The organism is Streptomyces sp. LaPpAH-108 (genome assembly GCF_000373625.1).
Taxonomy (GTDB): Bacteria; Actinomycetota; Actinomycetes; order Streptomycetales; family Streptomycetaceae; genus Streptomyces.
This window is the reverse complement of the sequence record NZ_KB891988.1, coordinates 541,064-556,076: the sequence shown is the minus strand read 5'-3', so window position 1 is coordinate 556,076 and position 15,013 is coordinate 541,064. Positions and strand designations below refer to the sequence as shown.

Genomic DNA, 15,013 nt, shown 5'->3' with positions numbered 1-15,013 from the left:
TTGCCCGTGCATACGACGTTTCTCCCGGTGATTCATTCACGCGGGAGGAACCTCACTCAATGCCCCACACGACCGATCGCCCCACCCCGAGGGCCGGCGGAGCCCTGGTCCCGGTGCTCGCCTTCGCGGGCATCGTGGTCGCGGTGATGCAGACCCTGCTCGTGCCGGTCATCAAGGACCTGCCGCAGCTGCTCGGCACCGAGCCCAGCAACGCCACCTGGGTCCTGACCTCGACCCTGCTCTCCGGCGCCGTGGCCACCCCGATCATGGGCCGCCTCGGCGACCTCTACGGCAAGCGCCGGATGCTGATCCTGAGCCTCGCCGTGATGGTGGCGGGCGCCCTGGTCAGCGCGCTGACCAGCCAGCTGATCGTGATGATCGTCGGCCGTACGCTCCAGGGCTTCGCCATGGGCGCGATACCGCTGGGCATCGGCCTGATGCGGGACATGCTGCCGCGCGAACGGCTCGGCTCGGCCATGGCCCTGATGAGCTCCTCGATCGGCGTCGGCGGCGGTCTCGCGCTGCCCGCCGCCGCCCTGGTGGCCCAGCACACCGACTGGCACGTCCTGTTCTACGGCGCGGCCGGGCTCGGTGTGCTCGCCATCGTCCTCACCCTGCTCGTCGTCCCCGAGTCCCCGGCGCGCGCCGAGGGCTCCTTCGATCTGCTCGGCGCCCTCGGCCTGTCCGTGGGCCTGGTGCTGCTCCTGCTGCCGGTCACCAAGGGCAGCGACTGGGGCTGGTCGTCGGGCACCACGCTCGGCCTGTTCGGCACGGCCCTCGCCGTCCTGCTGCTGTGGGGCGTGTACGAGCTGCGCGTCGCGGCGCCGCTGGTCGATCTGCGCACCACCGCCCGCCGCGAGGTGCTGCTGACCAACCTCGCCTCGATCATGGTCGGCGTCAGCTTCTACGTCGTCTCCCTCGTCCTGCCCCAGCTGCTCCAGCTGCCCACCGCCACCGGGTACGGCCTCGGTCAGTCCATGGTGGTCGCGGGTCTGTGCGTGGCCCCGCTGGGCCTGACGATGATGTTCACCGCGCCGGTCTACGCCCGCCTGTCCGCGCGCTACGGCCCGCGCACGACCCTGATCATCGGTCTGCTGATCATCGCCGTCGGCTACGCGGGCGGTCTCGGCCTGATGCACGCCGCCTGGCAGACGATCATCACCTCGGTGGTGCTCGGCGCGGGCATCGGCCTGGCCTACTCCTCGCTGCCCGCGCTGATCGTGGGCGCGGTCCCGGCCTCGGAGACCGGTGCGGCCAACGGTCTGAACACCCTGATGCGGTCCATCGGCACCTCCGTCTCCAGCGCGGTCATCGGCATGGTGCTCGCCAACACCGCGCAGCCGGTCGGTGGCGGGCTCGCCGTCCCGACCATGCACGGCTTCCGGGTCTCCTTCCTGATCGCCACGGCCGCCGTCGTGGTGGGCCTCGCGCTCGCGTTCTTCCTGCCGCGCACCCCGCGTCCGGCCGAGCGGCACACCCAGCTGCGGGCCAGCAGCGAGGAGGACGCCAACCTGGAGCACGCCCGTGCGGTGCTGCGCGGCTTCACCGGGCGGGTGCTCGACGCCGGGGGCGCCCCGGTGGCGCGGGCCAAGGTCACCCTGATCGACCGCCGGGGCCGCCAGGCCGGGGCTACCCTTTCCGGCCCCGACGGCGGCTACGCCCTCGCGGTCCCGGCCGGGGGCGCCTACGTCCTGGCCGCCAAGGCCGCCGGACACGGCCCGCTGGCCTCCTCGGCCACGCACACCGGGGACGAGCTGGCCGTGGAACTGGACCTGGCGCTGCCGGGAGAGACCGTCAGCGCCTGACCTCCCCCGTGAGACTCCCCCGCACCGCACCCCCCGCCGGACTCCGGCGGGGGGGGTGCGGCAGCATGGGGCGCCTGAGCAGCCGTACGACCGAGAGGAACCCCATGTCGGCACCGAAGCCCGAGATCCTGGCCGCGTTCGAGGCGGCGAAGGGCTTCATGCCCGTGGACGAGGGGCTGGCGCTGTACGCGGCGGCGCGGGAGGCGGGGCGGCTCGGGCTGCCGCTGCTCGAGGTGGGCACGTACTGCGGGCGCTCGACGGTGCTGCTCGCGGACGCGGCGCGGGAGAGCGGCACCCTCGCGCTGACCGTGGACCACCACCGGGGCAGCGAGGAGCAGCAGCCGGGCTGGGACTACCACGACCCGGAGACGGTCGACCCCGAGGTGGGCCTCATGGACACCCTGCCGGCCTTCCGCCGGACCCTGCACAAGGCGGGCCTGGAGGACCATGTGATCGCCCTGGTCGGCCGCTCCCCGCAGATCGCCGCCCTGTGGGGGACGCCGCTCGGCCTGGTCTTCGTGGACGGCGGTCACACCGACGAGCACGCGACGGCCGACTACGAGGGCTGGGCGCCGCATGTCGCCGAGGGCGGGCTGCTGGTCGTGCACGACGTGTTCCCGGAGCCCGAGGACGAGTTCACCGGGCAGGCGCCGTACCGGGTGTATCTGCGGGCGCTGGCGTCCGGGGCGTTCACGGAGGTGTCGGTGACGGGCTCGCTGCGGGTGCTGCGGCGCACCGGAGCCGGGATCTGACACCTCGTCAGGCGGGCGGGGTCGGGGGCGCTCGGGTGTTTCGTTAGGGTGGCAGGCGTGTCGTACGCAGGCCCGGAATTCGAACCCCCCGCACCCCGCCGCTCCCGCCGTCCGCTGACCGTGACCCTGGCCGCGCTGGTGCCGGTGGCGCTGCTCGGCTGGGCGGCCTACGCGCATCTCGGCCGCTCCGGCGGGGACGCGCACCCGGCGGGCACCGCCTCGCCGTCGGTGGCCGCCCCCGGCTTCGGTGACGGCAAGGGCGCCTCGCCGTCCGCCTCCGCGCTGCCGCTCACGGGCAAGGTGGTGGTCATCGACCCCGGGCACAACCCGGGCAACTTCCGGCACACCGCCGAGATCGCGCGCCAGGTGAACGTCGGCAACGGGCACAAGGAGTGCGACACCACGGGGACGGAGACCAACGCCGGTTATCCGGAGGCCGAGTTCACCCTGGACGTGTCCCACCGGGTGCGCGCGCTGCTGGAGAAGCAGGGCGCGACCGTGAAGTTCACGCACGACAAGGACGGCCCGGCCTGGGGTCCGTGTGTGGACGAGCGGGCCGAGATCGGCAACAAGGCGCACGCGGACGCGGCGCTCTCCATCCACGCGGACGGCTCCGCGCCGGGCAACCGGGGCTTCCACGTCATCATGCCCGGCGCCGTGCACGCGGGCGGCGCGGACACCCGCCCCATCACCGGCCCCTCCCGCGACCTCGGCAAGCGGGTGGCCTCCGGCTACCGGCACGCGACCGGCGAGCCGTTCTCCAACTACCTGGGCGACGGCGCCGGCCTGGTGACGCGGACCGATCTGGGCGGACTCAACCTCTCCACGGTCCCCAAGGTCTTCATCGAGTGCGGCAACATGCGCGACGCCACCGACGCGGCCGAGCTGACCAGCGCCGCCTGGCGGCAGAAAGCCGCGCAAGGGATCTCTGAGGGAATCGTGAGTTTCCTGCGCGAGTCGTGACCGGCACGTGGAAGAGGCCGGACAGCCGGACAACGCGGACGGTACTGTCTACCGACGACGAGACGACCTACGAAGGACCTGAAGTGAATATCCGCTCCCTCACTAGAGGCGACGGCGTGGTGATCGGAGCAGCGGTGTTGCTGTTCATCGCGTCGTTCTTCGACAACTACTCGTACGACGGGCCGGACGGCATCGATCTGCCGAGCCTCTGGGAGAACGGACCGGTTCTGCTGAGCGTCGTACTGGCGGGCATCATCGCCGCCGGGCTCATCGTCGCGGCCCGCGCGCTGCCGCAGCCGGTCAAGGTCGCCGGGCTCGAACTCGGCTCCTTCGGCGTGGCGTTCGCGGTGTTCGCGGCGTGGAGCGGGCTCGGCAACGTCATCGACCCGGTCGGCGGCCTGAACACGGGCTCCTCCGAGCAGGCGCTGAGCGCGGGCACGGGCCTGGTCCTGGCCTTCGTCGCGACGCTGATCATGGCGGCGGCGGCCGTCGCCACCCCGCTGGTCCCGGCCCTGCAGGGCTCGCTGATCCCGGCCCCGAAGCCGGTCACCCCGCAGCCCTACGGCGCGCAGCCGCCCGCCGGTTACGGCTACCCGGGCGCGCAGGCGCAGCAGCCGTACGGGGCGCAGCCGCCGCAGCAGTCCTACGGCCAGCAGCAGCCGACGGCGGAGTTCTCGCCGTTCTGGTTCGCGGTGCCGGTGACCCGGCCGCTGTTCGGCGAGGACGGCTCGCCCGCTCCGGTGGCCGAACTGGCGCCGGGCACCTGGTACCTGGCGGTCGAGCAGCGCGGTGCGGCGCTGGTGGCGCAGACCCAGGACGGGCGCCGGGGTGTGCTCCAGGACACGACGGGCATCCAGCGCGGCAGCTAGAGGCTCCGTGCGCGTACGGCCCCTCGTCCCTCACGGGCGGGGGGCCGTCGCCATGTCCGGCTCTGCCGACGGGTGGTGAGCCGTCAGCCCTTGTTGAGGTCGGAGGTGGAGGGCACCTGGTCCTTGACCGGGGCGCCCGCGCTCTGGCCCGCGTCCTTCACCTGGCCGATGATCTGGTCGAAGGAACTGGCCGCGTTGGTGTCGCCGTTGCGCAGTTTGGACGGCAGGTCCTTGAGGGCGTCGATGCCCGCGGTGAGCGGGGCGAGCGCCTTGGCGAGGGTGGGATCGCCCTGGGCGTTCTTCTGCGCGGCCTTGAGCCGGTTGTAGGCGAAGGCCCCGGCGAGTCCGGCCTTGACGAGGGCGACCTTGCGGCCGTCGGCGCCCTTCTTGAACTTGCCCGCCTTCCAGGGCTTCACGATCCACTGGTAGGTGGCCCCGGCGGCGAGCCCCGCGTTCGCCACGAACCGTGTCTTGGCGAACTTCTGTTTCTCGGCGGACGTGCTCGGGCTGGGCGAGGACGCGCTGGACTGCTGCTTACTGGAGTCGTCCCCGCCGCAGCCGGCGGTACCGGCCATCAACACGCAGGACACCATGAGCGCCACGAACAGGCGCCGTATCGGAACGGGCACGCGGTCCTCCGGACGTATCTCCCCGAGCGGCTGCTTCCATGGGCAGCCTCACCCGCGACCGGGCGCGCCGCCAGCCGGACGACGCCGTCCGGGAACCGGGGCCGGATTCGCGGGCGTTTCACGGGGCGCTCAGCGGCAATCCGAACTCCATGTCGAGATATCGCAGAGGCGGGAACGAGGCGGGCACGGTGATCGCCGTGATCGCCGACGTCATGGCCGGAATCATCGGCCTGTGGATTCTGATGTACCTGCTGGACGCCAACCGGGCCAACGACCTGGTGGAGTTCGTCCACGACGCGGCTGCCTGGCTCGCCGGGTGGTCCCACGACCTGTTCACCTTCGACGAGGCATGGGCCCGCGTGGTCTGCGGCTACGGCCTGGCCGCGGTGGTCTACCTGTTCGTGGGCCACGCGATCGCGGGCAGGCTGCACCGGCATTGAGCGACAGCGCCGGTGCCCGGGGTCAGCAGCAGTCCGGGGTCAGCCCCACCGGCAGGTGTTCGCCGCCGAAGACCGCGCAGGTGGCGTCGTGGCCGCCGAGGGTGGCGACCGCGAGGAGGAGCGAACCGGCGGTCCAGGCGGTGAGTTCGCGGGGCCAGATCGCGTCGTCGTCGAAGACGTAGCCGGTCCAGTAGAGGCCGCTGTCCGCGTCCCGCAGGTGCTGGATGGACTGCAGGATCTCCAGGGCCCGGTCGGACTCGCCCATCGCCCAGAGCGCGAGGGCGAGTTCGCAGGACTCGCCGCCGGTCACCCAGGGGTTGGGCACCACACAGCGCACCCCGAGGCCGGGGACGACGAAGCGGTCCCAGTCGGACTCGATGCGCTCCTTGGCCTCGGCCCCGGTGAGGGCGCCGCCGAGGACCGGGTAGTACCAGTCCATCGAGTAGCGGCCCTTGTCGAGAAACCGCTCGGGGTGACGGCGGATCGCGTGCCGCAGCGCGCCGACCGCCAACTCCCAGTCGGGCTGCGGCTCTTCACGCTGCTCGGCGATGGCGAGCGCACAGCGCAGGGCATGGTGGACCGAGGAACTGCCGGTGAGCAGGGCGTCGTCCGCCGCCGTGCCGTCCGCGTCCACGCGCCAGCCGATCTGGCCGCCGGGCCGCTGGAGCCGCAGCACCCATTCGACCGCCGCGTAGACGACGGGCCACATGCGGTCCAGGAAGGTGTCGTCGCCGGTGGAGAGGTAGTGGTGCCAGACGCCGACGGCTATGTAGGCGACGAAGTTGGACTCCAGCGAGCGGTCGCTGACGTCGTCGTGGGCGCCGTCGGCGTAGGCGGCGTACCAGGAGCCGTCCTGGTTCTGGTGGCGCGCGAGCCATGCGTAGGCGCGCTCGGCGGCCTCGTGCTCGCCCGCCGCGTCCAGCGCCATGGCGGCCTCGGTGTGGTCCCACGGGTCGAGGTGGTGGCCGCGGAACCAGGGGATCGCGCCGTCCTCGCGCTGGACGGCGAGGACGCCCCGGACGGTCGCGGCGGCCTGCTCGGCGGTGAGCACCCCGGGCAGGACGAGGTGGTCGGTCCGGGGGGTGGTCACTCGGCGCCCGCCTCGGCGCGCGGCAGGTGCGGCTTGGTCGCGTACGCCACGAAGCTCTTGCCGATGAGCGGGTTCAGCGCCTGCTCGGCGACCCGGGTGGCCAGCGGCTTCTTCATGATGTCCCAGACCAGGAGCTTGTGGTACGCCTTGACCGGCAGCGCCTTGTCGTTGTCCACGCCGAAGGCGCACTTGAGCCACCAGTACGGCGAGTGCAGCGCGTGCGCGTGGTGCGTGCCGTAGGGGCGCAGGCCCGCCTCGCGCATCTTGGCGAGGAGTTCGTCGGCCTTGTAGATGCGGATGTGGCCGCCCTCGACCTCGTGGTAGGCGTCGGAGAGCGCCCAGCAGACCTTCTCGGGGCCGTAGCGCGGCACGGTGACGGCGATCCGGCCGCCGGGCTTGAGCACGCGGACCATCTCGGCGAGCACGCCCTTGTCGTCGGGGATGTGCTCCATCACCTCGGAGATGATGACGACGTCGAAGGACTCGTCGGGGAAGGGCAGCGCGAGCGCGTCGCCCTCCATCGCGGTGGCGGTGGCTCCGGCGGGCGCCTCCCCGGCCTCCTTCATCGCGGCGAACCACTTGGCGACCTCGCGGATCTCCTCGCCGTTCTGGTCGAGGGCCACGACCTGCGCGCCGCGCCGGTAGCACTCGAAGGCGTGCCGTCCGGCCCCGCAGCCGAGGTCCAGGACTCGGTCGCCCGGGGCGAGCGGGAACCGGGAGAAGTCGACGGTCAGCACGTGGCCCTGCTTTCGGAGGATGCGGAGGATATGCCCGCGACGGGGGCGGCGACCGGAATCGCGGGTTCGGCGGCGGTGTGCGGACCGATGGGTGCGGCCGGGCGCGGGCCGGTGCGGGCGCGGTCGATGGCCTCGCGGTAGCGGGCCACCGTGCCCTCGGCGGCGCGGGCCCAGGTGAAGCGGGCGAGCACCCGCTCGCGTCCGGCCGCGCCGAGCCGGGCGCGCAGGTCGGCGTCGCCGAGCAGCCGGGTGAGGGCGGCGGCGAGGGCGCCCGCGTCGCCGGGGGGTACGGCGAGGCAGGTCTCGCCGTCGCGGCCCGCGACCTCGGGGATCGCGCCGCCGGTGGTGGCGACCAGCGGGGTGCCGGTGGCCATGGCCTCGGCGGCGGGCAGCGAGAAGCCCTCGTACAGCGAGGGGACGCAGGCGACCTCGGCGGAGCGGATCAGGTCGACCAGTTCGGCGTCGGAGATGCCCTTGACGAACTCGACGGCGCCTTCGAGGCCGTAGCGCTCGACGGCCTGGGCGACCGGGCCCTCCTCGGGGCGCTTGCCGACGACGACCAGATGGGCGTCGGGGTGTTCGGTGCGGACCTTGGCAAGGGCCTCGACCAGGAACACCAGGCCCTTGAGCGGGACATCGGCGCTGGAGGTGGTGACGATGCGCCCCGGCACCTCGGCCACGGCCCGGTCGGGGGCGAACAGGCCGGTGTCGGCGCCGATGTGGACGACGTGGACGCGCTCGTCGCGCACGCCGAGGTGGTCCACGATCTCCTGGCGGGAGCTGCCGGAGACGGTGAGCACGGAGGGCAGGCGGCGGGCGACGCGCTTCTGCATCCGCGTGAAGGCGTACCAGCGACGCACGGAAAGGCGGCGCTGACGGCTCTCGGCGGCGTCCAGCTCCAACTGCCGGTCCACGGTGATGGGGTGGTGGATCGTGGTGACCAGCGGCGCGCCGACGTCGCCCAACAGGCCGTACCCGAGGGTCTGGTTGTCGTGCACGACGTCGAACTCGCCGCGTCTGGCGCGCAGATGGCGGCGGGCGCGCAGCGAGAAGGTCAGCGGCTCGGGGAAGCCGCCGGTCCACATGGTGGCGACCTCCAGGGCGTCGACCCAGTCCCGGTACTCGTCCCGCTTCGGGGTGCGGAAGGGGTCGGGCTGCCGGTAGAGATCGAGGCTGGGCAGCTCGGTCAGGCTCAACCGGCCGTCGTAGTCCTCGTGTTCGTCGAGCACGGGGTACGGCTGCGAGCCGATGACCTCCACGCGGTGCCCGAGCCGGGCCAGTTCGCGGGAGAGATGACGTACGTAGACGCCCTGTCCGCCGCAGAAAGGATTGCCCTTGTAGGTGAGGAGCGCGATGTCGAGCGGTGCCCCGCCGTCGGCAGCCGGGCCCTGCCGGGAACCCGCCTGACTGGCCTCAGCGGTCACTCTGGGCCCCCTTCTCCCTGCGCTGTCCCGCGAGACTACGACGGGACGTCAATGTGGAACAAGTTTCAGCTGATCATCCAGGAAGCTCCGAATCTACCGGCTGGTAGGGCGGCCGTGACCGGTGGACCAGGTGATTCGCGCCACGGCCGGGCGGTGCCGGTCACCTGCGTCCGGGGCCCTGTTCACCGAGGGTCACGGAAGGGTGCCGGTGTGGTGGCGGCCACTGCCGGGGCGTCGTCGGCTGCCGGTAAAGTGGCCAGGTCGTCATACACCCGTACGGGGGGAAGCCGGTGCGATTCCGGCGCTGAGCCCGCAACCGTGAGCCGCCCGCAGAGGCGGTGAGCCGGAGCGCCCCTGCGGGATGTGACCGGCTCGCGTGTGCGGCGCCCCTGCCGCGCACGGCACCGTCGAGGTCTACGGAGCCGAGCCGCCCGGGGTTGCCCGTGCGCTGCCCGGCTTCCCCGCAGGAGAGGCAGTCGCCGACCATGAACGTCCGCCGCAGTGCCGCGGCTCTCGCCGCGATAGGCGTGCTGGCCGCAGCCGCGCCCGCCACGGCCGCCGATGCGTCCCCGTCCCCGAAGGCGACGGTCCCGGCCGGGCTGTTCGGCAAGGGCGACCCCACCTACGACGGCGTCTGGCGCCAGTCGCTGGCCCTGCTCGCCCAGCACACCGTCGGTGAGCGCCCTGCCGCCGCCGCGGTGAAGTGGCTGACCGGCCAGCAGTGCGCCGACGGCGGTTTCGCGGCCTTCCGCGCCGACACCGCCAAGCCGTGCGGCGGCAAGGGCGCGCAGCCCGACACCAACAGCACCGCCGCCGCCGTCCAGGCGCTCGCCGCGCTCGGCGGCCACCGCGCCGAGACCGGCTCGGCCGTGCGCTGGCTGAAGGCGCAGCAGAACAAGGACGGCGGCTGGGGCTACTCCCCCGGCTCCCCGAGCGACGCCAACTCCACCTCCGTGGTCGTCGGCGCGCTGACCGCCGTCGGTCTGGACCCGGCCAAGCAGCACGCCAAGGGCAAGGCCCCGGCCGAGGCGCTGGCCGCCCTGGCGATCCCGTGCGCGAAGGACGGCGGTGGCGCCTTCGCCTACCAGCCGGACAAGAAGGGCAGGCTCGCCGCCAACGCGGACGCCACCGCCGCCGCGGTGCTCGGCGCCCTCGGCAAGAACTTCGTGGTCGAGCCCGCCGAGCCCCGCGCCAAGGCCCCCGCCTGCACGGACTCCGGCAAGGCCACCCCCGGCCGCCTGGCCGACAACGCCGCCGCCTACCTCTTCGGTGCCGTCGCCAAGAGCGGTCACCTGATGTCGGCGATGCCCGGCGCCAAGGACCAGCCGGACTTCGGCAACACCGCCGACACGGTGGTCGCGCTCGCCGCCGACGGCTGGGGCGCGCAGGCGAAGAAGCCGTACGCCTGGCTGGAGAAGAACGCCGGTCCGTGGGCTCGGCAGAGTGGGCCCGCCGCCTACGCCCAGCTGATCCTGGCCGCGCACGCGCTCGGCGAGAACCCGAAGGAATTCGGCGGCACCAACCTGGTCCAGGCGCTGGACAAGCTGGGCCCGGCGCCCGAGCAGGAGAAGAAGGCCGCCGCGCACAAGGCCGAGGAGAAGAAGTCGAACCACCAGGTGTGGTGGTTCGTCGGGTCCTGCCTCTTCGCGGGCATCGGCGCCGGTTTCCTGGCCAGCGGCCGGAAGAAGAACCGGACGTGACCGTCGTCCGCCGTGCCGCGACGCTCCTGGTCGCGGCCCTGCTCCTCGTGGCCGGGGCCGCCCAGGCCCACGCCACCGGCTACCGGTACTGGTCCTTCTGGGACCGCTCCGGCGGCCACTGGACGTACGCGAGCCAGGGGCCCTCGACGACCCGTCCCGAGGACGGCGACGTGCAGGGCTTCCGGTTCGCGGTCAGCGAGGACTCCGCGGACGCGACCCGTCCGCGCGGCACGGCGGACTTCGCCACCCTCTGCGCCCGTACGCCCGCGAAGCAGGGCACCAAGCGGGTCGCGCTCGTCATCGACTTCGGCACCCCGGCCGACGCGCCCTCGGGCGAGAAGCCGCCGCCGGTCCGTACGGCCTGCGTCCGCGTCGCCCCCGACGCAACCACCGCCGAGGCCCTGGCCCAGGTCGCCAAGCCGCTGCGCTACGACACCAACGCGCTGCTGTGCGCCATCTCCGGTTATCCGCACCGGGGTTGCGGGGAGCAGATCACGGCGGGCGGCAAGACGGCCGAGCAGCGGGACAAGCCCGCGGCGAAGGACTCCGGCGGTCCCTCCCTCGGGCTGCCCGTCGGCGCGGGCGTGATCGCCGTCCTCGCCGGGGCGGCGGTGTGGCAGGCCCGGCGGCGCCGGAATGCCTGAGCGGTCCCCTCAACTCCATCCCGGTGCCTGGTGGTTGTGGGCGCTCGGGCTCGGCACCGCCGCCACCCGCACCACCAACCCGCTGCTGCTGGCCCTGCTCGTCGCCGCGTCCGGCTATGTGGTGGCCACCCACCGCTCCGCCGCGCCCTGGGCCCGCTCCTACGCGGCCTTCGCCAAGCTGGCCGTCGCCGTGCTGTGCGTACGCCTCGCCTTCACGGTCCTCCTCGGCTCGCCCGTCCCGGGTACGCATGTGCTGTTCACGCTGCCCGAACTCCCGTTGCCCGACTGGGCGCAGGGCATCCGGCTCGGCGGCCCGGTCACGGCCGAGGCGCTGCTCTTCTCGGCGTACAACGGCCTGAAACTGGCCGCCCTGCTGATCTGCGTCGGCGCGGCCAACGCCCTGTCCAGCCCGGCCCGTTTGCTGAAGTCGCTGCCGGGCGCGCTGTACGAGGCGGGCGTCGCCGTGGTCGTCGCGCTCACCTTCGCGCCCCATCTCATCGCGGACGTACGGCGGTTGCGCGCGGCCCGGCGGTTGCGCGGGCGCCCGGACCGGGGTGTGCGGGGGCTGCTCCAGGTCGGACTGCCGGTCCTGGAGGGCGCGTTGGAGCGCTCGGTCGCACTGGCCGCCGCGATGGACGCGCGCGGCTTCGGCCGCACGGCCGAGGTGCCCGCGCGGGTACGGCGTACGACGGCCGCGCTCACCCTCGGCGGGCTGCTGGGCGTGTGCGCGGGGACGTACGGCCTGCTCACCGCCGAGGGCGGCACCTACGGGCTGCCCGTGCTGTTCGCCGGGGCCGCCGCCGCGCTGGCCGGGCTGCGGCTCGGCGGGCGGCGGTCGCCGCGCACCCGGTACCGTCCGGCGCCGTGGGGTGTACGGGCGTGGCTGGTCGCGGGCTCGGGGGCAGCGGTCGCCGCGCTGCTCACCCTGGCCGCCGCGCGCGAGCCGGACGCGCTGAACCCGGGTGTCGTCCCGCTCGCCGCGCCCGCGCTGCCGCTGTGGCCCGCCGCCTCGGTGCTGCTCGCGCTGCTGCCCGCCTTCGTCGTCCCCCAGGAACCCAGGGAGCGCGCGTGATCCGCTTCGAGAAGGTCGCCGTCACCTACGAGGGCGCGGCCGAACCGACCGTACGGGACGTGGACTTCGAGGTGCCCGAGGGCGAACTCGTGCTGCTCGTCGGCCCGTCGGGGGTGGGCAAGTCGACCGTGCTGAACGCGGTGTGCGGTCTGGTGCCGCACTTCACCGGGGGCACGCTGAGCGGCCGGGTCACGGTCGCGGGCCGGGACACCCGCACCCATCGGCCGCGCGAACTGGCCGACGTGGTGGGCACGGTGGGGCAGGACCCGCTCGCGCACTTCGTGACGGACACGGTGGAGGACGAACTCGCCTACGGCATGGAGTCGTTGGGCCTCGCCCCCGAGGTCATGCGGCGCCGGGTGGAGGAGACGCTGGACCTCCTTGGCCTGGCCGATCTGCGCGACCGTCCCATCGCCACGCTCTCCGGGGGCCAGCGCCAGCGGGTCGCCATCGGCTCGGTGCTGACCCCGCACCCTCAGGTGCTCGTCCTGGACGAGCCGACCTCGGCGCTCGACCCGGCCGCCGCCGAGGAGGTCCTGGCCGTCCTCCAGCGCCTGGTCCACGACCTCGGCACGACGGTCCTGCTCGCGGAACACCGCCTGGAACGCGTGATCCAGTACGCCGACCGCGTCGTCCTCCTCCCCGCCCCGGGCGAGCCCCCACTCACGGGCACCCCGGCCGAGATCATGGCCGTCTCCCCGGTCTATCCCCCGGTGGTGGAACTGGGCCGCCTGGCGGACTGGTCCCCACTGCCCCTGACCGTGCGAGATGCCCGCCGCAGGGCTCCGGCACTGCGGGAACGACTGGCGGGGGTGGCGTCGGCCGGAGCGGACAGGGCGGCACCCGCCGGAGTGGACGAGTCGGCATCCGCCGGAGCGGGCAACTCGGCGTCAGCCGGAGCGGTCGGGTCGGCACCCACCGGAGCGGACAGGGCGACACCCACCCGTACGAACGAGCCGACACCCACCGGAGCGGACGGGCCGGACGCGCCGACGCCCACCGGTTCCGATGCCCCGTCGAGCGCCCCGGCGTCCGTCGCCGAAGGCCGGCCGGGCGGGGCAGCCGCTGCCCTCCCCTCCCGGTCCATCGAGCGGCCCACCGGGCGGGCCACCGCCCGCCCCCGGCCGGTGAGCGCCCGTGCGCTCCCCTTCTTCCGCCGCCCCCTCCGGCGTACCGACGGCTCCCCCGCCACCCCCCAGGTCGCCGAGGTGCGCGACCTCGGTGTCCGGCGCGGGCGGATACGCGCCCTGGCCGGTGTGGACCTCACCGTCCGCCCCGGCGAGACCGTCGCGCTCATGGGGCGCAACGGCGCCGGGAAGTCGACGCTGCTCGGCTCCCTGGTCGGGCTGGTGGAGCCCACGGCGGGCTCGGTGCGGGTCGGCGGGGCCGTACCGCACCGGATCACGCCACGGGAACTCGTACAGAAGGTCGGTCTCGTCCCGCAGGAGCCGCGCGATCTGCTGTACGCCGACACGGTGGCCGCCGAGTGCGCCGCCGCCGACCGGGACGCGGGTGCGGAGCCGGGGACCTGCCGGGCGCTGGTGTCCGGGCTGCTGCCGGGCATCACGGACGACACCCACCCGCGCGACCTCTCCGAGGGCCAGCGCCTCGCGCTCGCGCTGGCCGTCGTACTGACCGCGCGCCCGCCGCTGCTCCTGCTGGACGAGCCGACGCGCGGTCTGGACTACGCGGCGAAGGCCCGCCTGGTCACCGTCCTGCGCGGCCTGGCGGCCGAGGGGCACGCGATCGTGCTGGCGACGCACGACGTGGAGCTGGCCGCCGAGATCGCGCACCGGGTGGTCCTGCTGGCCGACGGCGAGGTCATCGCGGACGGCCCCACGGCGGAGATCGTGGTCTCCTCCCCCTCCTTCGCCCCCCAGGTCACCAAGATCCTGGCCCCCCAGCCCTGGCTGACGGTCGCCGAGGTCAGGAGGGCCCTGGCATGACACCGACTCCCGCTCCGCCGACCACCACGGCAGCCCGGCCCCCGGCCCCCGCCCCGGCCCGCCCCACCCACGCCGTCCGCCTAGGACCCCGCTCCCTCGCCGCGCTCCTGCTCGTCAGCGCCGTAGGCATCGTCGCCTTCGGCTGGCCCTTCCTCGCGCCGCCCGCCTCGCAGCTGAGCGCGCACGCCGAGGACGCGCCCTGGCTGTTCGCGGGGCTGCTGGTGCTGCTGGTCGCGGTGGTGGCGGCGACGATCTCCGAGTCGGGCCTCGGCCCGAAGGCGGTCGCGATGCTGGGCGTGCTCGCGGCGACGGGCGCGGCGCTGCGGCCGATCGGCGCGGGTACGGCGGGCATCGAGCCGATGTTCTTCCTGCTGGTGCTCAGCGGACGCGTCCTCGGTCCCGGCTTCGGCTTCGTGCTCGGCTCGGTGACGATGTTCGCCTCCGCGCTGCTGACCGGCGGGGTCGGGCCGTGGATGCCGTTCCAGATGCTGGCGATGGGCTGGTTCGCGATGGGCGCGGGCCTGCTGCCGGGCCGCTCCCGGCTGCGCGGCCGGGCCGAGCTGCTGCTTCTGGGCGGCTACGGCTTCGTCGCCGCGTTCGCCTACGGCACGGTGATGAACCTGGCCGGCTGGCCGTTCATGGGCACCATGGCCTCGGACATCGCCTTCGATCCGCACGCCTCCGTGCCCGCCAACCTGGCCCGTTTCCTCGCCTACTGCCTGGCCACCTCCATGGGCTGGGACCTGGGCCGGGCGGTCTGCACGGTCGTTCTCACCGTGGCCCTCGGCCCTGCGGTGCTGCGCGCGCTGCGCCGGGCCACGCGGCGGGCCGCCTTCGAGACGGCGGTCACATTCGACGCGCCCGGAGCGTGAGAGGCCGTATCCGGAGGGTCGGCGCCGAGGTGGTCGCCCGGTGAAGCACCCCACATGACGCACGTCACCT

At 73.8% G+C, this 15,013-nt stretch carries 14 protein-coding genes and 1 riboswitch; of the genes, 10 read left to right on the top strand and 4 right to left on the bottom strand.

Going from position 1 to position 15,013, the window contains the following annotated elements:
- The first annotated feature begins 59 nt into the window (after positions 1-59).
- The 4 genes from B079_RS0108670 to B079_RS0108655 all read left to right on the top strand — a co-directional run bounded on the left by B079_RS0108670 (position 60) and on the right by B079_RS0108655 (position 4,389).
- Complete coding sequence (locus B079_RS0108670) at positions 60-1,805, top strand: MFS transporter (RefSeq protein WP_018545388.1); 1,746 nt, start codon at positions 60-62, stop codon at positions 1,803-1,805.
- Between the two features lie 104 nt (positions 1,806-1,909).
- A complete protein-coding gene (locus B079_RS0108665) occupies positions 1,910-2,557 on the top strand; it encodes a class I SAM-dependent methyltransferase (RefSeq protein WP_018545387.1) in 648 nt (215 codons plus the stop codon).
- A 57-nt stretch (positions 2,558-2,614) separates the two neighbouring features.
- Entirely contained in the window at positions 2,615-3,520 is a 906-nt protein-coding gene (locus B079_RS0108660; protein WP_018545386.1) for an N-acetylmuramoyl-L-alanine amidase, read from the top strand.
- Positions 3,521-3,603: 83 nt separating this feature from the next.
- Positions 3,604-4,389, top strand: a complete 786-nt coding sequence (locus B079_RS0108655) for a DUF5336 domain-containing protein (RefSeq protein ID WP_078495882.1) — start codon at positions 3,604-3,606, stop codon at positions 4,387-4,389.
- An 83-nt stretch (positions 4,390-4,472) separates the two neighbouring features.
- Here B079_RS0108655 and B079_RS0108650 read toward each other — a convergent pair whose 3' ends face one another.
- Complete coding sequence (locus B079_RS0108650; protein ID WP_018545384.1) at positions 4,473-5,018, bottom strand: hypothetical protein; 546 nt, start codon at positions 5,016-5,018, stop codon at positions 4,473-4,475.
- Positions 5,019-5,167: 149 nt separating this feature from the next.
- Between B079_RS0108650 and B079_RS0108645 the strand changes: the two genes are divergently transcribed.
- A complete protein-coding gene (locus B079_RS0108645) occupies positions 5,168-5,458 on the top strand; it encodes a hypothetical protein (protein WP_026248484.1) in 291 nt (96 codons plus the stop codon).
- Between the two features lie 22 nt (positions 5,459-5,480).
- Here B079_RS0108645 and B079_RS0108640 read toward each other — a convergent pair whose 3' ends face one another.
- From B079_RS0108640 to B079_RS0108630, 3 genes are read right to left on the bottom strand one after another with little or no spacing between them, the layout of a single operon-like run.
- Complete coding sequence (locus tag B079_RS0108640; RefSeq protein WP_018545382.1) at positions 5,481-6,548, bottom strand: prenyltransferase; 1,068 nt, start codon at positions 6,546-6,548, stop codon at positions 5,481-5,483.
- Positions 6,545-7,285 (bottom strand): class I SAM-dependent methyltransferase, encoded by a 741-nt coding sequence (locus B079_RS0108635; protein ID WP_018545381.1) that lies wholly within the window; start codon positions 7,283-7,285, stop codon positions 6,545-6,547. Before B079_RS0108635 ends, B079_RS0108640 begins: the two co-directional genes overlap by 4 nt.
- Positions 7,279-8,709, bottom strand: a complete 1,431-nt coding sequence (locus B079_RS0108630) for a glycosyltransferase family 4 protein (protein ID WP_018545380.1) — start codon at positions 8,707-8,709, stop codon at positions 7,279-7,281. Before B079_RS0108630 ends, B079_RS0108635 begins: the two co-directional genes overlap by 7 nt.
- Before the next feature lie 280 nt (positions 8,710-8,989).
- A riboswitch (cobalamin riboswitch) is annotated at positions 8,990-9,063 on the top strand.
- Positions 9,064-9,194: 131 nt separating this feature from the next.
- Between B079_RS0108630 and B079_RS0108625 the strand changes: the two genes are divergently transcribed.
- The 5 genes from B079_RS0108625 to B079_RS0108605 are packed head-to-tail and all read left to right on the top strand — an operon-like array spanning position 9,195 to position 14,943.
- Positions 9,195-10,409: a prenyltransferase/squalene oxidase repeat-containing protein gene (locus B079_RS0108625; RefSeq protein WP_018545379.1), complete on the top strand. Its 1,215-nt coding sequence runs from the start codon at positions 9,195-9,197 to the stop codon at positions 10,407-10,409.
- Positions 10,406-11,053 carry an SCO2322 family protein gene (locus B079_RS0108620; RefSeq protein WP_018545378.1) on the top strand — a complete coding sequence of 216 codons (648 nt, stop codon included), beginning with the start codon at positions 10,406-10,408 and terminating at the stop codon, positions 11,051-11,053. The genes B079_RS0108625 and B079_RS0108620 overlap by 4 nt, the downstream gene beginning before the upstream one ends.
- Positions 11,046-12,125: a CbiQ family ECF transporter T component gene (locus tag B079_RS0108615; RefSeq protein ID WP_051095018.1), complete on the top strand. Its 1,080-nt coding sequence runs from the start codon at positions 11,046-11,048 to the stop codon at positions 12,123-12,125. The genes B079_RS0108620 and B079_RS0108615 overlap by 8 nt, the downstream gene beginning before the upstream one ends.
- Positions 12,122-14,071 carry an ABC transporter ATP-binding protein gene (locus B079_RS0108610; RefSeq protein WP_018545376.1) on the top strand — a complete coding sequence of 650 codons (1,950 nt, stop codon included), beginning with the start codon at positions 12,122-12,124 and terminating at the stop codon, positions 14,069-14,071. Before B079_RS0108615 ends, B079_RS0108610 begins: the two co-directional genes overlap by 4 nt.
- Positions 14,068-14,943 carry an ECF transporter S component gene (locus B079_RS0108605; RefSeq protein ID WP_018545375.1) on the top strand — a complete coding sequence of 292 codons (876 nt, stop codon included), beginning with the start codon at positions 14,068-14,070 and terminating at the stop codon, positions 14,941-14,943. The genes B079_RS0108610 and B079_RS0108605 overlap by 4 nt, the downstream gene beginning before the upstream one ends.
- The last annotated feature ends 70 nt before the right edge of the window (positions 14,944-15,013 follow it).